We start from the raw sequence: 22,955 nt of genomic DNA, 5'->3' as shown, positions 1-22,955 counted from the left end.
TCTTGAAGAACCTGCAACTTGTTATAGGAACCATCTTTTTAACAATTTTCCTAGTATTGGCGGCCTTTGGCCCTTACCTCCCATTCGTGGATCATGGGTTAAAAGAAGAAACGATGCAAATGCATGACAGCAAAATTATCATCCCGCCCTATCCTCCTTCAAAGGACCATCTGTTTGGCAGTGATCATAAGGGCCGGGACTTATTAAGTCTTTTAGTGATGGGAACCCGAGAAACGCTCCTGATTGTTATTGTTGTCGTTGTGATTCGCTTTTCTCTAGCAGTACCATTGGGCATGGCGGCCATGGTTTCAAGACCGCTTAATGCGTTTTTGGGCGGTTGGAATTATATTTTATCTTTTATCCCGCCCATTTTTTTAGTTGCGCTGCTACTTGGCATTCCCTTTATCTTTTTCTCAACACACCGGCCATTTTGGTATGTCGTCATCCTATCCAGTATCGAGGTCGGGCGGCTGGCAACAATGGTAAAGAATGATGCCAAGTATGTATCAAATCAATTATTTGTTAAGGCGGCCATTTCCACTGGCTGCACCAGAGTGAAGTTATTTACCCGGCACATTTTTCCGCATCTTAAATCACAGCTCATCACAAGTTTTGTAAATGATCTGGCTCGAGTGTTATTCTTATTATCACAATTGGCCGTCGTTCAACTATTCTTGAATCAAAAATTCACCTCCGAATTAGATGGCAGCTACTCGGCGGAAAACATCTCACTTGCCTATCCCATGTACCTACAGACCATATCAAGAGATATTTGGAGCAGCTACTGGGTACCGTTATACTCGGTTTTATTTATTTCATTGATGATTATCACGTTTCTCTTGCTAGCAGACGGCTTAAAAAAACACTTTAAGGCAAAATATCGAATGTTTTAAAAAAGGGCCAGTCCCCCGTCTATAAGCAGCAGGGGACTGGCCTCGCAATTTTATTCAGGGATTTTGTGAAAACTCAGTGCTTCGGTAGTAAAGTCGTCTACTGTTACGCTGATTTTCCTTGAGTTGTATTTCTTAAAAGCTTTCTCATCATATGGTAAAACCACTATGTTTGAAATGGAAGAGCCTCTTGATAGACGTATTTGCTCAGCTTGGATGCAAGTACCATCGGAGTTTTCCACTTTCTTTTCCCCATAATACTGGGCAAATTCCAATACCGGCTTACACTTTTTTGGACTTAAAACCAGGTCTTTGTTAGACTTATTTGTAACCGTGGCTTGCACCTGGATAACCTTTCCTTTGAATGTTTGGATTGGAGTTGAAACAAACAGAATGACATTCAGCTTGTCATTTTCATTCGAAATAGATCCGCCGCTAGGTCCCGAAATAGGATGGAATTTTTCATATTCTTTATTTGCTAATATCCCTGCCCCCACACCTATTAAAAAAGTGAGAAAAATAATGATTGCTTTTTTCATAGTTTCCCCCGGTTTAATTTTATTCTCTTTCAAAAATCACGCCTTCCTTTTATTAATTATTCTAGATTTTTCCTTATATTCCCTTCTCCATTCCAATACTTTAGAAAGTAAGACCGTTCTACGCTATCAGTAAATAAAAAAGGGCTAGTCCCTCCTCCGCTTTAACGAAGTGAGAGACTGGCCCAAAAAATTCATGAAGTTACATTCTTAACAGCCTGTTTATAGTTCTCATACCACTTTTTCCATTCTTCCATTCTCTCAATCGTTCTGCCATCCATTAACGCCTCAATGACGTCAAGACAAACATGCCAGCCGGCAAGGTCTTTTGGCGTATGATCAGTCATTTTTTCAATCGTTTCAATCAAGACCAACTTGTAGCCATCCGAGTCTGGAAACAGTTCAAACCGAACGGTGTCAGCCCACCAAGAGAATTGAAATACAGAATACAGCTTAAGTTCAGTAATAGCAAGCTCTTCAAACGTGCCATCCTGCATGTCAAACCTCATGAACCCGCCTTCACTTAGATCGCCAACCCGGAGTTCGTTAAACCATTTCGCTAGCTTTTCATTCTCTGTTAACCAGGCCCATACTTCTTCAACGTTATGCTGAAGACGGCGTTCAAAATGAGCACGATAATGATTTTCTATTTTTTCAATGACCGCAATTCCCATCTTCGATCATCTCCCTTATTTGTATACCACTATCCTACTATTTCCTTTACTTATATCTCAAGTATTCCCCATTACCACGGCATGTAATAAAGGATATCAAACCGCTCATTCAAGAAAAATAGTACCATTAAAAAAGGCAGCATTCGCAACCGCTGGAAATGATTTGCTGGCAAATTGATAAATAACAGTACAGCAGCGAAGAGATCGAATCCACTGGGGATTGAAAAAGTATAGAAGAAACTATACCCTTCCGCTATGAGCACACTTATGGGTAAAGCCCCATAAAATGCGGCCCTCCAGCCATTTCCTTTCGCATACCACACCACATAACCGCCGATTGGCGAAAGTAAGGCAATACTGCCCCACGCGATAAAATAATTCTTGGGGAAAAATCCAAACAACGCCATGGAATAACTATAATAAACAATAAGCATGGCGATTAAAAAAACAAACGCGTGTAATCCCGCGGCTTTAGGCGAGCGGCTTCGAACGGCAATGATGGTGGTTATGACTACCCAAAATCCTAAGTGTGTCCCTATTAATCCAATTTTTGAACCATCAGTGAATTTCGCCAAGAATCCTGCTATTGCTCCTAGCATAAATACACCCAATACTCTTACTAACCTTGTTTGTAACGGAGGTACTTGATCCGATTTAGCCCTTATGTATACTAATTTTTCCTTCATTGTTTTTTTGGTAAAAAAGATTTTTCATTTATTAAAGCTAAGTGTTTCTCAACCAAAACCATCACCTCTATTTACATATTTTACTATGATTCAAAGAAATATTTCACTAAAATTCAGAGGAGTGAACATCATTTTGCTTTTTTGGAAATTTACTTTCAGAAATTTTGGTCTTATTGTGCTACTATGATATGGTAATTAGAAAAAAACAATTGGAGGTTAAAAAATGGCACTGCCAAACTTTGAAGAAAATCTACATAAATACGCAAAACTTTTAGTGGCAAAAGGAATCAATGTTCAATCTGGTGATTGGGTAAAAATGACGATTACGGTTGATCAAGCTCCTTTAGCTCGATTAATTACGGAAGAAGCTTATGCATTAGGGGCTGAAAAGGTCATTGTCAAATGGTCTGATGATGAAATCAGCAAGCTTCATTATTTACATCAACCAGAAGAAGTTTTAACCGATATTCCTGAGTATGAAATTCAAGAATCCGAAGACCATGTATTAAATCATCGTGTTAGCCGGCTTTCAATCGTATCAAGTGATCCAGGCTTACTTAATGAAGTCGACCCTGGTAAAATTGCTGCCTATCAAAAAATAGCTGGAAAGGCTTTCAAAGCACAACGCATAGCTACGCAGAACGATGATTTAAAATGGACCGTTGCCGCTGCTGCCGGAGCAGGCTGGGCTGCAAAAGTGTTCCCTGATCTTGCAACTTCTGAAGAACAAGTGGATGCTTTATGGGATCAAATCTTTAAAACTACACGTGTGTATGCAGAGGATCCAATTGCTGCCTGGGATGAACACAAAAAGACATTGAATGAAAAGGCAGTGAAATTAAACGATATTCAATTTGATGCCTTGCACTACACAGCACCTGGTACGGATTTAACATTAGGCTTACCAAAGAATCACATTTGGGCATGTGCGGAAAGTTATAATCCAAAAGGGGAAGAATTTATTGCTAACATGCCGACAGAAGAAATCTTCACTGCTCCTGACACCCACCGCATGGATGGTGTCGTTCGCAGCACGAAGCCATTAAGCTATGCCGGTACATTAATCGAAGGCATTGAAGTTCATTTTAAAGAAGGAAAAATCGTGGATATTTCTGCTGAAAAAGGCGATGAAGCGATTAAGAAATTGGTGTTTGATAACGAAGGCGGCACTGGATTAGGTGAAGTTGCCCTTGTACCAGACCCATCTCCGATTTCTCAATCCGGAGTTATTTTCTTTAACACTCTTTTTGATGAAAATGCATCTAATCACTTAGCAATCGGGTCAGCCTACCCGACTACAATCCAAGGCGGAACAAAAATGAGCCAAGAAGAATTATTAAAAAACGGCATGAATACGTCTACCGTACACGTTGACTTCATGATCGGCTCTGACAAAATGAACATTGACGGCATCAAACAAGATGGAACCATCGTTCCAATCTTCCGTAATGGAGACTGGGCGTTTTAATTAAAACAGGGCCGGATCTTATACTTCGTAAGCATAAGATCCGGCCCCCTGCTTTATATTATCTCTGCTAACGCAACTTCCTGATAGGTTTTAAAGAAGGCATTGCAAAATGCATCCCACTCACTTGCGGACTCCATCGACTCTTCAGTTACTTCTCCGAGAACCGGCCGTTGCAGCAGGTCTTCCAGCTGCGCTGAAAATGTTTGAATGGTTTCTTGTGGTGCTCCATCAAGAGCATTCCTGACAAAATCAGCCGGTGGATACCAGTCAGCGACTCTAGTGATGTCACGATAAATTTGAGTTAATAAAAGATTTCTTGGTCCTTCCCATTGTTCGTTCACCACGACATCACGGAATATCCTTGGCAGCGAGGAGAACTCTTCCATTACACCATGACCGGCGAACACGGAAATGGCCTCGCGCAATACTTCCACTCCCTCTTTGGTAGCACCAATTTTCTGCAATAAAATTAATTCCCTTAGATTAAATAGTTGTTTCCTGATTTCCAGCGGATGGTCGGATTGAAGTCCAGGATTGAGCGGCTTTTCAAGACGTAAGAATAGATCATAAATCTTAAAGGCACCTGCCGTTGTCCGTTGGGCTGCATTCTCTATTAGCCTTAATTTGCTTGCGGCCAGTGGGTAGTCTTTTATCTTTTTTCCAAAAACGGAGCGGAATTCACTATAAAGATTTGCTTCCCTAGATGCTCGAAGCATAAAACCGGCACAGGCAATGCCGATTTCAAGCCGTGATAACGTCAAAACAATTCCTACTGCTACAGCAATGCCCTTATCTTTCGGTCCAATTGGATAGGCTAATGCACCATCATATTGAAATTCACCTGTCGGAACCTCGGCTGTACCCATTTTCCATTTAATCCGGTTAATTTGATAGCCATTTCTCTTTTCCTTCACTTTATCTCCCGGCAGCCACGACGGAACAATAAAGGTGGACACTTTGTTTGATCCCGTTATTTTCGCAGTGACGACGGAATAATCCGCATGCGCAACAGAACAGAAAAACTTATTTCCATATAAGCGATAGTTTTTTCCATCCGGAACGGCTTCTAACAGGTTTGCAGGCAAATCAGATCCGCCCTGAATCTCTGACATAAACTGGGCGCCGATGGCAAATTCGCCGTTAACCCCTTCTTTTGTATGTTGCAAAATTTCATGGAGTTCTGAATGGGCCTCATCCGGAAATTCTTCAATTAGGGCAATTAATCCATGGGTACAGGTCAAGGGGCATGTTACTCCTGCTTCGCCTAATTGATGAATGAGCATTCGTTTGACAAAACTCTCCCAAGCTGTGATTTGACTAGAAAACAGCCCTTCGCCAAAAACTCCCTTTTCTAACAGCTGCGTTTCCATCGGCCGTACCACTCTGTCAATCCTGTGGTTAAATGCATCATAATGAAGCATGTGCGGACGAACCTCCGGCCGCGCACTTTGTGCCGCCAGATGATCCCATGTGGAAGATACGGTTGGAGAAAAGGAAAGAATTTTTTCATGAATTTGTTCGTATTCGTGACCAGTAAATTTTTGTAATGATTTCTGTAAAAATGGTTCATCACGGTACCAATCAAGATTTCTGCGCTTTTCTACGAATTCATCAAAGGTGTAGGAATTTTTCCCTCTAGCTTCTGTTTCTTGGGAAGTCAGGCTCATCAAATGCTCACTCCATTTCAGTTGACAAATTTGATTATTCGGAATTATTATATAGTTAAGTTTACGCAAACGTCAACTAGGGGGATGCTTTAATGTCTGAAGAACGTCTTTTTTCAATAAGTGAACTTGCAAGTATGTTTGATGTCAGCTCCAGAACGATTCGTTACTATGAAGAAGTCGGAATGCTAACGTCAGAATCGCGCGATCGTTTAACGAAGCAGCGCAGCTATACGAACCGTGAACGAGTACGGCTAAAATTAATTCTTCGCGGTAAAAAACTGGGATTTAGTCTGCAGGCAATTAAGGAAATGATTGAGCTGTACGAAGCAAACCCTGAAGGGGTAGAAGAGAAAAAAAGAATTATTCAGCATGCAAACCGGAAGATTCAAGAGATTAATGAACAAATTTCACAACTGCAAATGCTTAGAGATGAAATTATCGCTCATAAGGAAAGGTATATGGAGCAAGCTCCCAGGAATGATTGACGGGTCTAGATTGGATTGAATTGAATTAGGAATAAACAGTCGGGGTTATTGGCTTCAAATCTTGTCAAGAGATTTTGAGAAATGAATCTAATAGGGATTATTGGCTTCAAAACTCATTAAAAAAGTTTGAGTAATGCATCCAATAGGGGCTATTGACTTCAAAACTCATTATAAAAGTTTGAGAAATGGATTAAGTCCGTATAATTGTGTAAAAAGAAAAGGGTCATTTTTATCCTACTTGGCTACAATGTTTAACAACCACGATAAACATAGAAAAGAGGAATAAAAATGACCCAATTACAGTTTAGCCTAGATTTGGAACTTTTAAAAGACTCAGTAATGAATTCAAATATAGATAACGTTGTTAAATCAGCTGTTGTTCTGGTTTTGAATGAGTACATGGAGAAAGAAAGAAATGATTACTTACACGCCGCTGCATATGAACGCTCTGTTGAGCGTCGTGATTACCGAAATGGCTACTACGAACGTGAGTTAACGATGAGTATCGGTAAGATAAAACTTAAGGTTCCTAGGACTCGAAATGGTGAGTTTTCACCTACGGTTTTTGAGAAATATGCACGTTGTGACCAGGCGTTAGTACTCTCTATGCTAGAGATGGTTATCAATGGCGTTTCTACACGTAAAGTTACACATATTGTGGAACAACTTTGTGGTGAAAGTAAGTCAAAATCGTTTGTTTCTTCACTTACTCAAAAGCTTGATCCTATTATTAATGACTGGGCCAAACGGCCCTTAAATTTAAGGTATTATCCTTTTGTTTTTGTAGATGCCATGTATATAAAAGTTCGTGAACATCATCGTGTCGTCTCTAAGGCTGTTTATATAGCCACTGCAATCACTGAAAGCAAAACACGTGAAATTCTTGGGTTAAGTGTGGATCACGCTGAGAGTTATGAAAGTTGGAGTCGCTTTCTCCAACAACTAAAATCACGTGGTCTTCAATCCCCAAAGCTAGTCATTTCAGATGCTCACCAGGGGCTTCAAAAAGCGATTCAACGTGAATTTATTGGGACTAGCTGGCAAAGGTGTAACGTCCATTTTAAACGTAATATCATAGAAAGGCTTCCAAAAAAGGACTCAGCGGAAATACGTATGATGATTAAGCGTATTTTTGATGCAGTCACAATTGAGGATATGCGGAATTTTAAAGGTGAACTGATGAGTCAGTTTGGGGACAATCTTAAATACGAACAAGCTCTGAAAATATTAGATGATGGTTTCGAAGATACCATACAATATATGGAATTCCAAGAAGATATCCGTTGTCATATCCGTAGTACAAATTCTCTTGAGCGATTAAATCAGGAAGTCCGAAGAAGAGAAAAGGTAATTCGAATTTACCCTAATACACAATCTGCTTTTCGTTTAGTAGGAGCTGTTTTAATGCACTATCAAGAAACCAATTATTCGAAGCAGAAATCTATTAAAAGGTAGATGTTTAATTTTCAACGTACTTCCAATTATGGATTATTCCATATCCAGTCAAGGGTATCAAAGGAAAAACCGCCTTTGACACCCTTGACTGGATATGGAGATTGAAACCCATGGAAGTAACGCTCGAAAAATGTTAAGGGGATAAGTGGCTGATCATATATATTTGACATAACAAAATTTGGTTAAAAACATTGTTTAGCAAATTTACACAAAATCAAGGACTTGACTGAGAAATGCATCCAATAAGGGCTATTGGCTTCAAATCTTGTTACAAAAATTTGAGAAATGCATCCAATAGGGGGTATTAGCTTCAAATCTTGTTACAAAAGTTTGAGTAATGCAGCCAATAGGGGGTATTAGCTTCAAATCTTGTTACAAAAGTTTAAGAAATGCATCCAATAGTCGTTATTGGCTTCAAACTCGCAATAAACAAGAACATGAAACAAAGAGGACTAGGATTTCAATTATTTGAAGCAGGTGATCGCACCTCTGTTTTATTCTTTTGGTATGAATGGTCTCCTCAAATATCCCTTATCCCTGTGATATAAAACTATTGCGATCACTAAAAACCCTGATGCAATCCAAATAGATGTATTCCCAATATAGGTGGTCGAAACCGTCCCTGTCATGGCACCAAATAGAAAAGAAAGAATGATTCCAAAGAATTCTTTGAACTGTCTTTTTGCCTCCTGGTTATGTTCGATAAAGGCCGCATAGGCTGCTTGTGTTGCTGTTCGGAGATTCCCGGTTGTCATCGTTGAATTGTAAGCCCATTTGTCTAATTTATTGAAAGTGGAGATTTGTAATGATGATACAAATGATATACTCACGGTTACCACGATATTTGGCACACTATTTGGCAAAATACCGACAACGACCAGGACAAGGCACTCTAAGATGAGGATGGAACGTCTATAGCTATGCAGCACTTGCCTTATATGAGGAATCTTCACTATTTCGGATACCAAAACCCCAAGAATAAAAGCTAGAATAGGCAAAATAAAAAGAAACGAACCCCTCCACTCGCCATTTGCCACTTTCACCGCTAATAATACGATATTTCCTGTTTGGGCATTCGCAAATACCCCGTCCCTGCTAATGAAAGTATATGCATCTAAAAAACCGCCCACTATGGCTAACAATATGCCCAATCGAACAGAATTCGACGATAATGAAGGGATCATCTTTTGTTTGTCTATCATATGTTGTGCTCCTGTTTCTCTGATAATGATTTATTTTACACCATAATCGGCCTTTTTAAGAATCTAACATTGACAAAAAGAGTACTATTAACACGCTATTAATAGTTAATCAATCGTTTGATTAATTTTCCCATCCTAGTCATACCAACAAATCAGCCATTCAATCAAACGTTTGGTTAGTTTTTTTAATGCAGACATTCCTTGTATATAGAAAACCTAGTAAAGACACTTTTGCTATTTTCCAGAACCGTTTTGTCTTTAAGAGGCCTTATTAAAGACACTTTTGCTATTTTCCGGAGCAATTTTATCTTAAAGAGCCCATTCAATCAAATGTTTGGTTAGTAATAAATTGCAGGTTTTAGGAATCTATTCCCTGTTTTGTGCTATCTTAAAACATAGTAAGTTAATGTATTTAATGAAGGATGTGTACAATGAACTTTTCTAAAAAAACTGTGGTCATAACAGGTGCCGGAAATGGGATTGGCAAGGGAATCGCTTTACTTTATGCGGAAAAAGGGGCCAATATCATCCTTGCGGATATAGATGAAAAAGCAGGGGCTAGTGCAGCTAGTACGATAAAGGAACTGGGCGGAGAGGCCATTTTCGTACAAACAGATGTAAGACTAGAAACGGATATTGTTCGGTTAATGGAACTAGCCCATCAAACGTTTGGTCAAATTGATATTTTAATCAATAATGCAGGGAAAGCAATATTCAAGTCTCCATTTGAATTAACTTTAGAAGATTGGGACGATGTGATGAACACAAACTTAAGAAGTATTTTCTTGGGATCACGTGAAGCAGCAAAATATATGCGTCATAACAAGGATGGCGGCTCGATTGTGAATATTGCCTCCACAAGAGCCATCATGTCAGAGCCTAATTCAGAATCGTACGCCGCCACAAAGGGCGGAATTATTGCTATTACACATGCGCTCGCGGCTTCATTGAGCAATGATCATATTACCGTAAATTCTATTTCTCCCGGTTGGATTGAAACTGGTGATTATTCAAAATTAAGCCCCCAGGATCATGAACAGCATTTCTCAAAGCGGGTGGGAAAACCAGAAGATATTGCCCGAGCCTGCTTATATTTGACATCCACAGAAAATGATTTTGTTACAGGAATTAACCTTGTCGTAGATGGCGGTATGACGCGAAAAATGATCTACGAGGAATAGGTAACTTCCAATTAGCCATAAATTTTTAATCAATCAATTGATTAATTTCCTCAGGCTAGCCATACCAACTGATCCAGACAGTTAATCAAACGTTTGGTTGGTTTTTTCGACAGTCCTGCATAGGGCCTTAGAATTTTAATCAAACGTTTGATTCGTCTTTTGACTAGTAAATCTAATCACGATATGGATTAACTTTCTTCACATGTAGCGGAGGTAAGAGCTAGAAGATGTTTCTGTTCTATCACCAGTGTGCCTCCATTATCGATACATGCTTCCGATTTAATTTTATTTGCCTCATAGTTACTTTTCATTTGGAGGAATCTAATCACTCCACTTATAAGAATAGCAATGGATAAAACGATTGGAACTATCATTTTTATTCTGTTTTTATTCAATCCTAGCCTTTCCCCCTTCGTATTATTATTTTTCTCTAACAAACTCAGTTCTGGCACCATATGAGTCTATTAATTCTATTGATAGTGGCATTCCGTTATCATTCAATCGGAAAATATACGTATCGTGGATCCAATCGCTTTTGCAGACGACTCTTGCTTGATCTGCCTCGATTGGAAGCAGTTTGAACTTATACGGCACCCCGTACATTTTTGGAACGACAACATAAAGCTCTTTGTCAAAACTTATAGATACCGTCTCTTCACCGTTCAAATACGTCCCAACTAGGTTTTTACTCTCTATCTTTAACGGTTTAAACGGTGGAAATCCCTCAACCTCTTTTCCAAAAACAATACGAATAAGGTCGCCGCTGATTTGAATGACCGGTGTAATATTGATATTACTTAACACTATCACAACCAGTTCCTCTTCCGGATACATCACGAGATGATTGACGAAGCCATTGATATCACCGAAGTGACTGACCTCCTTCTGGGCACCGTCCTCGATGAACCAGCCAAACCCATACCCATTTCTGCTTGTAAACATTTGATCTTGCAACCCTCTATCAATTAATGAATTTTTCAAGAGTGCCTGACACCATTGATATAAATCTTCAACAGTTGAATACATCCCATAGGCGCCTAATGGGAACGACATGTCGATGTAATCTGTATGAACGACTTTTTCCCAAACAGTATGGCCTTGTGCCAATGATTTAACGATTGATCGTCCGTTATCAACCCCAGTGCTTGTTAAACCCAGTTCATCGAAAATTTCCTTTTGTAGAAAATCGGCAAACTCCATCCCGGAAACTTTTTCAATTATAGCTGTTAATAATAAATAGCCGGAGTTGCTGTAACTCATGTTCGTGCCGGGTTCAAACTCTAGCGGCATTGACTGAAACGATTCAATCACCTCCTGTAAAGTTGCCTGCAGTCTCATCGTTTTTGTCCAATAATCCGGTGTAGAGGTAAAATTCGCTATTCCCGATGAGTGGTTCAATAAATGGCGGATTGTCATCGAAGCGCCCTTCGGATAATCCGGAAAAAACGTATTGAGAGAATCGTCAAGGTTTAAAGCACCCTTGTCATGCAGTTTCACAATCGCCATCGCGGTGAATGCCTTCGTTAATGAACCAATACGAAATTTAGTAGCAGGCCTATTTGGAAGATCATACTGAAAAGACGAGAATCCAAACCCTTTCTTTAACAGGACTTCTCCTTTATAACCAACAAGAACCGCCCCATTAAAATAATTGTGGGCAGCCAGATTTTCTATGTAATCATTAAGCTTGCTGATTTTAGTTTTCATTTTTTCCCCCTTGCTCCTCATTATTGACCAATCCCTCTCAATCTGGAATATTTATGCTCTTCATCCATTTTAGCACAATCTTCCAGATCGTCTTTTAGAGGAATTTAGAATAGTTTAAGAAAAATTATAACTTTGAGGATTTTATCAAGTGATTATATTCGTTTTCAATCAAATGAATATCTAACCGATCAAATAATGGTAAGACAGATTCTAATTTTTCTGGCAGTTGGTGTTGTTCATGCCAGTCAACCTTTGAGACACCTAACATTTTTCGAATTTTCTCTGAAGAAAAGGGCAAAAATGGCTGCAGTAATTGCGCTAAATTCAAAATGATATAGGTACAGGTTGCCAGCGTAACATCGCCATTAATTGGGTTTTCCTTTACTTGAATCCATGGTTGTTGTTCATCAAAATAACGGTTGGCACGACGGATATATTGAAAAATCCCCTCTAAGGCCTGTTTAAAATGCCCTTTTTCAATTAAGTCACCAGTAGTAGTGAAAAGATCAATCGTATTTTTCTTAATCTGCGTATCTACTTCAGCTTGCGGTATGTTACCATCAAACGATTTTTCAGTAAACTTTAACGTGCGATTAACAAAATTTCCATAGGCCCCAAGCAGCTCACTATTGTGGCTGTAGATAAATTCACGCCATGAGAAATCGGTATCTCGACTTTCCGGAGCATTGATGGTTAAGAAATAGCGAATAGAGTCGGGATCGTATTTACTTAAAATGTACGGAACCCAGACGGCCCAATTTCGGCTCGTGGATAACTTTCTTTTCTCCAATGTTAGATATTCATTCGAAATAATATGCGTCGGCAAAGTTTTGCTCTTAATACCCATTAAGATAGCGGGCCAAATAACCGTATGGAATGGGATATTGTCCTTACCGTGAACATAATAAGATACTGAATCCTCATTCCATAGCTGGTCAATGCTTACACTATTTTGTTTAGCCCATTCTAAGCTAGCCGTTAAATATCCCGCAACTGCTTCGATCCAGACATAAATTTTCTTCCTTTCAAATCCTGCAACAGGAACATCCACACCATTTGGCAAATCTCGCGTAACAGCTCTATCTGGAACACCTTCATGCAAGTATCTTTTCGTTAACGCCACAGCATTTTCCCTCCAGCGATGTTCCTCATCTGCTTTGTTGACAAAATCCTCTAACTCCTGTTGCAATTGACTAAAGGCAAAATAAAAATGTTCCGTTTCCTTAATAACTGGCTCATTTCTGCAAATTTTACAGCGTTTTTCAAGTAAATCCAGTGGATCAAGAATTTTCAAACAATTATCGCACTGATCACCTCTTGCTTTGGCCCCACAATTCGGGCAAATCCCTTCCACAAAACGATCCGGCAGAAACTGCTTATCATGTTCACAATATGCTTGTTCAATCTTCTTCGTATATAAATAACCATTTTCCATCAATTTTAGAAATATCTCTTGAACGGATTCATGGTGATGTTTTGCATCCGTTCTTGTATAAAGATCGTAGGTAAAGCCCAGTTCCTTAAAGCACTCAGAAAACTCCTCATGATATCGGTTTGCGATAATCTCCGTTGTTGTTTGTTCTTGATTAGCCCGAATTGAAATTGGTGTGCCATTGCAGTCACTTCCTGATACGTAAAGGACCTTTTTTCCCTTTTGCCTGTAATACCTTGCTAAAATATCTCCTGGCAACAGTGCCGCAATATGGCCTAGATGTAACGATCCATTGGCATAAGGCCATGCCCCTCCGATTACGATTGTCATTTTAGATTCCTCCCAAAAAATGAAATAAAAAAACGCCCTAATCAATACGATTAGGACGAGAATACCCGTGTTACCACCTACATTTACAAATAGCTCACACTATTTGCCTCCATCAGTACGTCTTTTTCAGAGATACTGCTGCTGTAATAACGAGTGCCATTCCCGTCGCAGCCTACTAGCTAGAAGCGTTCGGTGCGAAGCTCAAAGGTCATTTTCAAAAGGGTTCATTTACTTCATTTCCACCATCAGAAGCTCTCTATCAAATACTGCCCTATTTACTTTTCCTTCTCAACGCTGTTAATTTCAAAAATATATGAATAATTATATAATTTCCTGCAGATGGAAGCAAGAGGAGGTTCTGATGCTTCGATTAGTTAATTCTTTTTAGTTTCAGCATTCCAATTACTATTGGAATCCCTGTTCCAATAAGCGTGAGCGGTAAAAACCATACACCAAACCTGGCTCCCCAGCCTAAAGCAATGGAAATAGATTCAATTAAAATGAGCGAAAAAAGAATGAGACAGATATTTTTCAACTGATTAACCAGCCTTCGGCTATGTAAATAAAACTGTTCGGCGTTTGATTCATTAAAGCGTTTAGGATAATTATGTACCTCAGGGAATTTTTCTAGTACCGCCATTAAAATTGCAATGAATAACCCTACAAAAAGTAATATAAGAAGCTCCCACTTGGAGCCCCACCGATCCACCTCACCGGCTGCATTATAATGCCCAGGTACTTCTTCAGGCAGTGTTTTCCAAACGAAAAGCAACACAATGATTGATCCCAAAAAACATAAATATCCGATAAAATCCCAAATCCATTCACTCTTTGACTTAGGAATTTTTAATTTAGGCCTGCCCAAATAATTTGGCATATTCATTTTCCCTCCCTTTTCCTTCACCTTATTACACTTCCATTATGAATAATATATCAAATATTCCAAATTTTATCATTAAGTCATCTAACCGTGCCCTTTTCGCCAAAAAACGCCAATTCCCAGCGATTGAGAAGTTGGCGTTTTTCATTTAATGATTTTTATATTGCCTCGTTGTATCTTTTTCCGCAAAGAATTAATCATGAGGAATTTAATTGCACGTCTTGTTGGCGGAAATAGCATGAAAAAGCCGCCAATGTCTGTAATAAATCCCGGCAAAAGCAGCAGGATACCGCCTACCAATATACAAATCCCATCTAATAACGCTTCACCTGGAATATGACCGTTTTGCAGCTGCACACGCGCCTTCCGAATGGTTTGCAGGCCTTCTCTTTTTGCTAAATACGCTCCAACTACACCTGTCAATATAATGAGTAGTAATGTCGGCCAAACTCCGAGCGTTTTTCCGGAAAAAAGGAGTAACCCTATCTCTGCCGCAGGAATCGCAATAATCAAGATAAACAAATAACGCACCTGAGAGGTCTCCTTCCAAATGAATTAATTACATTATAACAGGAACGGCTATTTAAATGAAAATCCCTTGTCTTAACATATGAAAAAAGGGGGGTTCCCCGCCGCATTATCGCAGCGGGGAACCGCCCCCTAAATTACTTAAAGTTTCACCTTAACCTGATTTAAAGAATAGGTAAGTGGTATTCCCTTGGCTCCGTCGATAATAATCTGACAGGTCCTGCGCTTTAACTCTGTTAGGGATTCCTCTGAGACGTAGGAGGAATGCGGTGTAACGAAAACCTCTTCCATTGTCAGGAGCGGATGGTCCAGTTCAGGTGGTTCCTTTGCCAGCACATCGAGCCCTACCCCTGCTATATGCCCTTCATTAATTGCCTTCTTTAAATCAACCTCGTTTATTACACCACCGCGGCATGTGTTAATAATGAACGCTCCTTTAGGCAGCATTTTGAGGCGTTCATAGTTTAGAAGGTTTTCTGTTTCCGATGTAAGTGGTACATGTAAACTTAGAATGGTAGATTGCTGCAGCAATTCGTTTAACGATACGGACTCTACCCCATAAGAATCGAAGGTTTCTGCAGAAACATACTCATCATAGGCTAATAGGCGGACACCAAATGATTTAAGCTTTGCTGCTACTATCCGGGCAATCCGGCCAAAGCCCAGCAATCCTACGGTGTTATTCCTGAACCGGCGAATGGGCAGTGTATCGAGTGGATCCCATTTTCCCTCTTTCACTTTTTGGTTATAGGCAGTGATGCGGCGAGTGACCGCCAGCATTAGTGTAATCGTATGATCTGAAACCTCTTCCGAACAATAATCGGGTACATTTGAGACAATAATTCCCCGGTTAGTGGCTGCCTCCAAATCAACATGATTAAAGCCCACCCCTGAAATGGCTATAACCTTGCATGATTGCAGTTTATCAATAAGATCAGCCTTACATGGGAATCCAACTTGAGCAACTACCCCGTCCGCATAGGGCGCATAGAGTGGGAGGTCTTCCTCAAACGTCTCCGAGCGTGTTACTTTTACTTCAAAGCCCTCTTGTTGATAGATTCCCTTTTCCATTTGATGATCAATCCATTCATCGTCTAAGATCCAAACTAAATGCCTTCCATCCTTCACTTTATCTCCTCCTTTTTTATTATGATGTGGGCAGTTTCTGGCCGATTTTCCGTAACGAGTTTACTAGACGTTTATTCTGCTCCGCAGTCCCAATGGTAATACGGACATATGTGTGCAATCCCCACGCTGCGCATGGTCGAATAAGGATTCCTTCCCGCATGAGCGCATCCGATAGCTTCATTCCATCTTCTTTTACATCGACAAACAGAAAATTTGCGTGTGTTTCGGTCACGCTAAACCCTAAAGCGCTCAGTTCCTTGATCAGCATTTCCGCCTCTCGCTTATTTTCTTGTAAACTTTTCTGTTTATATTCTATATCGTCTAAAGCCGCAATTGCCCCTGCTTGTGCCATTCGATTGGCGGCAAATGGTTCTCTTACTGCCCGTATGGCCTCGATATACTCTTCATTCCCAGCTACGTAGCCAATTCTCGTTCCGGCTAACCCGTACAATTTTGAGAATGTACGTATAAAGATAACCGGATACCCTTCCTTGACAAAATCAATTCCTGTACGGTATCCTTCCCGGTTAATAAATTCAACATATGCTTCATCAAGCACGACGATCACATGTGATGGTATTTGCTTCAGAAATGCCTCGAGTTTGTCTTCTTCTACAATGGTTCCAGTCGGATTATTAGGATTACAGATAAAAATTAATTTGGTATTTTCATTTATGGATGCGAGAATTCCGTCAAGATCATAGGTATAATCCTCAGTCACAGGGATCTCTATAGGAATCCCTTCCATGAGCAGGGTTATCGTTCTATATGCAGGAAACGTAGGGGTGCAATAGATAACCTCATCACCTGGATTAATATAAGCCGTTCCAATTAAGGTAATAACATTATCCCCGCCATTTGCCACTAGAAATTGCTCGGGGGCGAGTTGATAAATTCCCGCTAATTTTTCTCTAAGCTCCCTGCCTGTTGGCTCAGGATATAACTGGCTTTCCTGCAAGGCCAATTGCATAGCCTGCACTGCTTTTGGTGACGGGCCAAACGGATTTTCATTCGAAGCCAGTCGAATGATTTCATCTAATCCCAATTCCCGTTTTACCTCTTCTATCGCTTTTCCGGGTATATATGGCTTTAACTTTCTTCCGCTTCTACGCCATAGGTCTTGAGACAAATCTATCTCCCCTTTTTATAAAAATCGTGGGTCCAAATAGTTAAGCTTCCCCTTTGGTCCACTTGCCTATTTCACTTCCATCATGGCCTTCAAGCTTTCCTCACGGATCAATTCAGTCAGCTGCTCTTTATACTCAAGAAAGCGAGGCGCCATTTTAATACTATAGGGACGAGGATGCTCAAGCTCGATTGGAATATCCGCTTTAATTCTGCCGGGCCTTGAGGTCATCACTATGACTCTATTGGCAAGAAAAATCGATTCCTCGACATCATGTGTAATAAATAAAATGGTTTTGTTCGACTTCTCCCAAATTTCCAGCAAAAGCTCTTGCATGAGTGTCCGCGTCTGATTGTCAAGCGCTCCAAATGGTTCGTCAAGCAGCAGAATTTCCGGGTCATTCGCCAAAGCTCTTGCGATGGCAACGCGCTGCTGCATTCCTCCTGATAGCTGCTTAGGATAATGTTTTTCAAATCCTGTCAACCTGACTAATTCAATATAATCCTTAACAATTTCTTTACGCTCGGCAGCATTCATTCCTTTATTTTTCAATCCAAATTGTATATTTTCTTCCACCGTCAGCCATGGAAACAAGGAATACGCCTGAAAAACCATGCCCCTATTGGAAGATGGCCCGTTAACCTCGTGACCATCAAGGTACACCTGACCCGATGACTGTTCCTCAAGTCCCGCCACAATCCGCAGCAGCGTAGATTTTCCACATCCAGATGGACCAAGGATGGTAATAAACTCATTGGTCATAATGTTCAGGCTGACATGATCTACTGCCAGCACTTGAGAATGCTTCCTATTACCTGAGTATATTTTTGTGACATTATCAATTTGTACCTTCGGATTCAGCATCCTATCCTCACCTTCCATAATTCCATGGGAACAGTTTTCGAATTGACACTTTTAAGATTAAATCTGAGAGCAAACCTAACGCTCCAATTGTCAAGATTCCAAAAATGATATTACCCGTTTTCAACATTCGCTGGGATTCCAGAATTAGGCTTCCGATCCCTGATGCTGAAGCGACAAGTTCTGCGACAATAATATATGACCATGCCCAGCCAAGGATTAGCCTGATTGTTTCCATAATACCGGGAATAGCTGCCGGAAGAATGACAGAACGCAATACTCCAAAGGTAGAAGTCCCAAGTGTATAGGCCGCTTCTAAGAGCTCTCTGCGAACATTTGACACTTCAACCGCCGTCATAAGAACAAGCGAAAAGAACGTTCCAACAAATATGATTGTAATTTTCTCCATCTCGCCTACACCAATCCACAAGATGAAAAGCGGGATAAACGCAGATGCCGGCATGTACCGTACAGATGAAATGACAGGTTCAAAAAAGGCCTCAACCACTTTAAATGTTCCCATTAATATGCCAAGCGGAAGCCCAATAATCACCGCAATTAAAAAGCCGGCAAGCACACGATAGATTGTAATCCCGATATCATTGATAAACCCAAATTCAGTAAATAGCGTAATGCCAGATTGGATAATCTGGGTTGGAGTCGGCAGAAAAAGTGGATCTACTATGCCGGTATACGTTAACAAGGACCAGATGACAAATAAGATGACGATACTTGATATGCTGACCCAAATATATAATGTATGTGGTATGCTTTCCTGCGGCTGAAGCCACTTTCTTCTTCTAGGTGTTCCCTTTCGTTCGTTTTGAAAGGGCAGTATAGGCACCTGATTACCTAGCTCCTCATTTTTAGCCACCTTTTCCATAGAATCTCCCCCCTCTTTATTGAACAAATGAATAATCAATAAGTTCATCGATATTTGGCTCTTTATCGATTAACTTTAGCTCCACCCATAATTTAGAACTTAAATTTGTAAGCTCTTTCAATTTCCCTGGATTTTCTTTCGTACCGAAATATTCTTTATTTTTTTCCTGGTCATAGAAACGAACACCATTTAATGATTCCTCAAGCTCTTCATTCGATTGCCCCATCGCCTTTGCCATGATCCCGATTGCATCTTCCTTATCCGTTTGAATGTAGTCTAATGCTTCGTACCAGGATTTCACTAACGCCTTTACCACTTTTGGATTTTTCTCAACAAAGTCCTTTCTCAGCCCAATAGTATCAGCAATAACGCCTGGAGTTTGGTCACTTGATGTGAGAACGCTTCCAAAAGTAGTCTCCTTTGCTTTACTTAGCCACGGTTCCCATGTAACAGCGGCATCTACCTTATTTGCTACGAATGCTGCCCCCGCATCACCAGCTGTCATGTTTTGCGCCTTAATATCCTTAAAGTTGATTCCCTCTTGATTTAATTGATAAAGGAACCAAAAGAAGCTTGCTCCTCCGTCCGTTTGTACAGCTACCGTTTTTCCAACAAGATCTTTCAAACTTTTAATCTGTTTGTTTGCTACAATTCCATCCCCGCCATAAGAATCGTCCAGTGCTACTACCTGTACGACTGGGAGGTCACTTGCTGCGGTAACAACATGGGAATCTACAGTGGTAGCAAAACCTTGAATACGATTTGCGGCCATTGAGCTTCTTCTGTCAGAGACGCTTTCCATCTTTACCAATTCAACATTGATACCATTCTTTTTGAAAATCCCCTTTTCTTTAGCAATATAAAGTGGGGCATACCCTACCCATGTGGAGACGGCTATAGATAACTTCTCACCGGATTTACTCTCTTCTTTTCCCGATGTGTTATTTGAACATCCAGTCGCTACTACCATAACAATAAGCAAAACGATTATCCAAAGTTTTTTCATTCACTACCATCCCCCTATTATTTATTTTTCAGCCGTAATGGATTTCTCGACCCATTCATACAGTGAAATTGCCCTTACATTTACATTTTTCACTTAAGATTGACCTTTTCTCTATCAACCTCTCTTTCTTAAATGCTGAATGAATATTTTGTATTTTTAAATAATTCCAACTTATATAATAATAACATTCTAAATAATAGAAAAAAACTATTTAAATTGTTATAAATATATATAATAAAAGTATAGAAGGAGGCTTTCATAAATGGATATCAGGCAACTTCGCTACTTTGTCGTCATCGCTGAAGAAAGTCAGCTTACTCGTGCAGCCCAGCGACTCCATATGGCACAGCCCCCCCTGAGCAGGCAACTAAAATTATTAGAACAAGAGCTGGGTGTTACCTTGTTCGAAAGAAACGGCCGAAATATGAACCTGACTGAGGCGGGAAAATCGTTATATAGAAGAGCTGAGAGCATTCTGAATCAACTGGAAGAAACGATCACAGAGGTAAAGGACACCGGAGAGGGCTTACGGGGTTTGTTAACTATTGGGACAAACATTTCTTGTTTGCCATTTCTCTCTAAAAAAATATATCAATTCAGGGAAAGGTATCCGCAAGTTATTTTTAAGATTTGGGAGGAAAGCCCTTCGAAATTAATTGAACAATTGGAAAATAGAACGATTGAACTCGCTATATTACGTTCTCCCTTCAAAAGAGATATTTTTTCAATTATTCGTTTACCAAAGGAACCATTGGTTCTCGTCATGCCTCCAATATGGGAGCTGCCTGATTCAAAGACAAACATTCACTTAAGTGAATTAAAGGAAATGCCCCTTTTACTTTTACATAATGGTAAAGAAGAGAGAAGCTATCATCAAATGGTAATTGATGAATGCAGCCGAATTGGCATCGATTTAAATATTGTTTGTGAATGCCCTGATGCCGCTACACTTCTCATGCTTGTTTTTGCGGGAATTGGAGCCACGATCCTGCCAAAGAGTCTAATAACCTATATTCCAACTAAATTCATAAGAGTGATGGAGATCTCAGATTACCCATTCTACACTGAATCCTCCGTAATTTGGTTAAAGGATCGGCCGCTTTCAAAGACTGCCAGCCGGTTCATCGAAACCTTAGATATATAAATAAGAGGCACATGAATGGCTCATGTGCCTCTTAGCTTGTTGATCCCCTGCTTGAAATATTTGTTACTAACATGGAATTCCTAAACTCACTTGGGGTCATACCCATATATGCTTTAAACACCCTGCTGAAATAGCGTGAATTACTATAGCCGACGTCTTCAGAAATTTGATAAATGGTGCAGTTTAAATCCATCAGCATCGATTTCGCTTTATCGATCCGCAAATGAGTAAGATATTCAATAAAGGAGGAGCCCGTTGTCTTTTTGAAAATATTGCTAAAGTAATTCGGACTTAAGTGCGCTTGCTTTGCTACGCTTTCCAGGGAGATTTCTTCTGTGAAATGATGATTAATATACATTAATGCCTTTTGGACCGACTTTAGCATACTTTCATTATGATTGCTTACGATATGTTCTAAAAGTTGATTGACCACTTCATAAAACCATTGGCAAATCTGCTCCAGGTTTTCCAGGAGAAGCAGTTCTTTGGCATATTGTAATTGGGTCGTCAGGACTTCTTTCAGGTGTGCCCCCCCATTGATGGCGGCATGTGCAAGTGTAGAAAGTAGATCTAAGGTTTGCAATTTGAATAAGTTGGGATTTATATTTCTTTGGGAGGATATAATTCTTATGACACTGTTTAAACTTTTCTTTACTCCGTCGAAATCCCCTATCGTTAACTGATTTGCCATAACAGCGATTTCTTTCATCTGTAAAAGATCGATTTCATTCGTAAAAGGCTCTACATCTCCATAGTGAATGACGGCATTGCTCCCCGTAAAAAATTTATTAGCAAGCGCCTGCAATGATTCTTGATAGGATAAATGGAGATTTCTAGCATCCTCATAATAGTTCCCAACACCAATGGTTACCGAATATCCTGTACCTTCCTTAATATCTATCTTTATTTTTTCAGCATGGATGGTCGATAATTTCTTAAACTCTTTTATTTTATTTAGCACGGGTAATGATAAGAGAACATTTACCTTTTCTGGCCCATTAATGATGACGATCATATCCTCCACTTGGTTGTGGTCAAAATATTTATCGACACACTTTATAATATCCTTTCTAATCGTTTGCCCCCATGACTCACTCTTATTTTCCATTAATCGGTGATAGTTATCTATACAGATGGTCATACATGTATTAGGTATGGTAGATAATCCTGCAAGTTGACTCCGGTCCCATATTTTCTTGGAATGTTTAACATTTCCAAAGATTAAATCATACGCTAAACTCCTCTTTACATCGTCTTTGACGTGCTCCATCTCTTGGTTAGCAGGCGTCGAAATTGGAGACTGCGATCCTCCTTTGATCAATTCCAGGAAAAGCTTGTAAATATCCTCTTCATTTATTGGTTTTTTTAGACAGTCAAATATACCATTTTTAAAAAAGCCTCTGATTTCGTCATGACTAAAATGGACGTTCATCACGATTACATGGGGGTATTTTTGGTACTCCATCCCTTCTAATAGGGCATTTTGTTCTTTGGCCGTTTTATTATCTAAATCAAAAAAGATTGCAAGAGCCGGTTCGGCTGGATCGTATTCTATATCCTTATCAAGGAACGAATTTACCTTTTTAATAGAAAAGGGAGAATGAAGCAGTTCATTTACATGCTCCATTTTCTTTAAAAGAGACTCATCTTCAGATACGATTAAAACCTTGGACTTCAATTCAACAC

21 protein-coding genes and 1 other annotated feature are annotated in these 22,955 nt (G+C 39.8%); of the genes, 6 read left to right on the top strand and 15 right to left on the bottom strand.

Features of this window, described 5'->3' with window-relative positions; all coding sequences use genetic code 11:
- Positions 1-2 precede the first annotated feature (2 nt).
- Positions 3-893 (top strand): ABC transporter permease subunit, encoded by an 891-nt coding sequence (locus FAY30_RS01255; protein WP_190284781.1) that lies wholly within the window; start codon positions 3-5, stop codon positions 891-893.
- A 50-nt stretch (positions 894-943) separates the two neighbouring features.
- Here FAY30_RS01255 and FAY30_RS01250 read toward each other — a convergent pair whose 3' ends face one another.
- The 3 genes from FAY30_RS01250 to FAY30_RS01240 form a co-directional block, all read right to left on the bottom strand.
- Positions 944-1,462, bottom strand: coding sequence for a hypothetical protein (locus FAY30_RS01250; protein WP_149868199.1), 519 nt, complete (start codon positions 1,460-1,462; stop codon positions 944-946).
- Between the two features lie 158 nt (positions 1,463-1,620).
- Positions 1,621-2,100 carry an SRPBCC family protein gene (locus FAY30_RS01245; RefSeq protein ID WP_149868198.1) on the bottom strand — a complete coding sequence of 160 codons (480 nt, stop codon included), beginning with the start codon at positions 2,098-2,100 and terminating at the stop codon, positions 1,621-1,623.
- Between the two features lie 71 nt (positions 2,101-2,171).
- Positions 2,172-2,786, bottom strand: coding sequence for a DUF6518 family protein (locus tag FAY30_RS01240; RefSeq protein ID WP_149868197.1), 615 nt, complete (start codon positions 2,784-2,786; stop codon positions 2,172-2,174).
- A gap of 223 nt (positions 2,787-3,009) precedes the next feature.
- Here FAY30_RS01240 and FAY30_RS01235 point away from each other — a divergent pair, with 223 nt between their 5' ends.
- On the top strand, positions 3,010-4,254 hold the full coding sequence (locus FAY30_RS01235; RefSeq protein ID WP_149868196.1) for an aminopeptidase: 1,245 nt from the start codon (positions 3,010-3,012) through the stop codon (positions 4,252-4,254).
- Between the two features lie 53 nt (positions 4,255-4,307).
- Here FAY30_RS01235 and FAY30_RS01230 read toward each other — a convergent pair whose 3' ends face one another.
- Positions 4,308-5,921, bottom strand: a complete 1,614-nt coding sequence (locus FAY30_RS01230; RefSeq protein WP_149868195.1) for an acyl-CoA dehydrogenase family protein — start codon at positions 5,919-5,921, stop codon at positions 4,308-4,310.
- A gap of 92 nt (positions 5,922-6,013) precedes the next feature.
- Here FAY30_RS01230 and FAY30_RS01225 point away from each other — a divergent pair, with 92 nt between their 5' ends.
- Entirely contained in the window at positions 6,014-6,406 is a 393-nt protein-coding gene (locus FAY30_RS01225; protein ID WP_149868194.1) for a MerR family DNA-binding protein, read from the top strand.
- 288 nt (positions 6,407-6,694) lie between these two features.
- Complete coding sequence (locus FAY30_RS01220) at positions 6,695-7,861, top strand: IS256 family transposase (protein WP_149868193.1); 1,167 nt, start codon at positions 6,695-6,697, stop codon at positions 7,859-7,861.
- 494 nt (positions 7,862-8,355) lie between these two features.
- Here the strand turns inward: FAY30_RS01220 and FAY30_RS01215 are convergent, their stop codons facing one another.
- Entirely contained in the window at positions 8,356-9,063 is a 708-nt protein-coding gene (locus FAY30_RS01215; RefSeq protein ID WP_149868192.1) for a YoaK family protein, read from the bottom strand.
- A gap of 431 nt (positions 9,064-9,494) precedes the next feature.
- On the opposite strand from FAY30_RS01215, the gene FAY30_RS01210 reads away from it, so the two are divergent.
- Positions 9,495-10,244, top strand: coding sequence for a glucose 1-dehydrogenase (locus FAY30_RS01210; protein WP_149868191.1), 750 nt, complete (start codon positions 9,495-9,497; stop codon positions 10,242-10,244).
- Between the two features lie 420 nt (positions 10,245-10,664).
- Here FAY30_RS01210 and FAY30_RS01205 read toward each other — a convergent pair whose 3' ends face one another.
- The 9 genes from FAY30_RS01205 to FAY30_RS01165 all read right to left on the bottom strand — a co-directional run bounded on the left by FAY30_RS01205 (position 10,665) and on the right by FAY30_RS01165 (position 20,125).
- A complete protein-coding gene (locus FAY30_RS01205) occupies positions 10,665-11,951 on the bottom strand; it encodes a serine hydrolase domain-containing protein (protein ID WP_190284780.1) in 1,287 nt (428 codons plus the stop codon).
- Positions 11,952-12,075: 124 nt separating this feature from the next.
- Positions 12,076-13,713 carry a methionine--tRNA ligase gene (gene metG, locus FAY30_RS01200; protein WP_149868189.1) on the bottom strand — a complete coding sequence of 546 codons (1,638 nt, stop codon included), beginning with the start codon at positions 13,711-13,713 and terminating at the stop codon, positions 12,076-12,078.
- A 48-nt stretch (positions 13,714-13,761) separates the two neighbouring features.
- Positions 13,762-14,014 (bottom strand) — a binding site (T-box leader).
- 69 nt (positions 14,015-14,083) lie between these two features.
- Positions 14,084-14,590 (bottom strand): DUF1648 domain-containing protein, encoded by a 507-nt coding sequence (locus FAY30_RS01195; RefSeq protein ID WP_149868188.1) that lies wholly within the window; start codon positions 14,588-14,590, stop codon positions 14,084-14,086.
- Between the two features lie 147 nt (positions 14,591-14,737).
- Complete coding sequence (locus tag FAY30_RS01190; RefSeq protein ID WP_149868187.1) at positions 14,738-15,124, bottom strand: FxsA family protein; 387 nt, start codon at positions 15,122-15,124, stop codon at positions 14,738-14,740.
- A 138-nt stretch (positions 15,125-15,262) separates the two neighbouring features.
- On the bottom strand, positions 15,263-16,249 hold the full coding sequence (locus tag FAY30_RS01185; protein WP_149868186.1) for a C-terminal binding protein: 987 nt from the start codon (positions 16,247-16,249) through the stop codon (positions 15,263-15,265).
- A 19-nt stretch (positions 16,250-16,268) separates the two neighbouring features.
- Positions 16,269-17,378: a histidinol-phosphate transaminase gene (gene hisC / locus FAY30_RS01180; RefSeq protein WP_149868185.1), complete on the bottom strand. Its 1,110-nt coding sequence runs from the start codon at positions 17,376-17,378 to the stop codon at positions 16,269-16,271.
- A gap of 66 nt (positions 17,379-17,444) precedes the next feature.
- Positions 17,445-18,239: an ABC transporter ATP-binding protein gene (locus tag FAY30_RS01175; RefSeq protein WP_149868184.1), complete on the bottom strand. Its 795-nt coding sequence runs from the start codon at positions 18,237-18,239 to the stop codon at positions 17,445-17,447.
- Between the two features lie 7 nt (positions 18,240-18,246).
- Positions 18,247-19,119: an ABC transporter permease gene (locus FAY30_RS01170; protein WP_190284779.1), complete on the bottom strand. Its 873-nt coding sequence runs from the start codon at positions 19,117-19,119 to the stop codon at positions 18,247-18,249.
- A gap of 16 nt (positions 19,120-19,135) precedes the next feature.
- Entirely contained in the window at positions 19,136-20,125 is a 990-nt protein-coding gene (locus FAY30_RS01165; RefSeq protein WP_149868182.1) for an ABC transporter substrate-binding protein, read from the bottom strand.
- A gap of 262 nt (positions 20,126-20,387) precedes the next feature.
- Between FAY30_RS01165 and FAY30_RS01160 the strand changes: the two genes are divergently transcribed.
- Positions 20,388-21,269, top strand: coding sequence for a LysR family transcriptional regulator (locus FAY30_RS01160; protein ID WP_149868181.1), 882 nt, complete (start codon positions 20,388-20,390; stop codon positions 21,267-21,269).
- A 31-nt stretch (positions 21,270-21,300) separates the two neighbouring features.
- Here FAY30_RS01160 and FAY30_RS01155 read toward each other — a convergent pair whose 3' ends face one another.
- Positions 21,301-22,947, bottom strand: a complete 1,647-nt coding sequence (locus tag FAY30_RS01155; protein ID WP_190284778.1) for an AraC family transcriptional regulator — start codon at positions 22,945-22,947, stop codon at positions 21,301-21,303.
- Positions 22,948-22,955: the final 8 nt, after the last annotated feature.

It is taken from the genome of Bacillus sp. S3 (assembly GCF_005154805.1).
GTDB lineage: Bacteria > Bacillota > Bacilli > Bacillales > Cytobacillaceae > Neobacillus.
The sequence above is the reverse complement of the archived record's forward strand: the minus strand, read 5'-3'. Positions and strand labels throughout refer to the sequence as shown.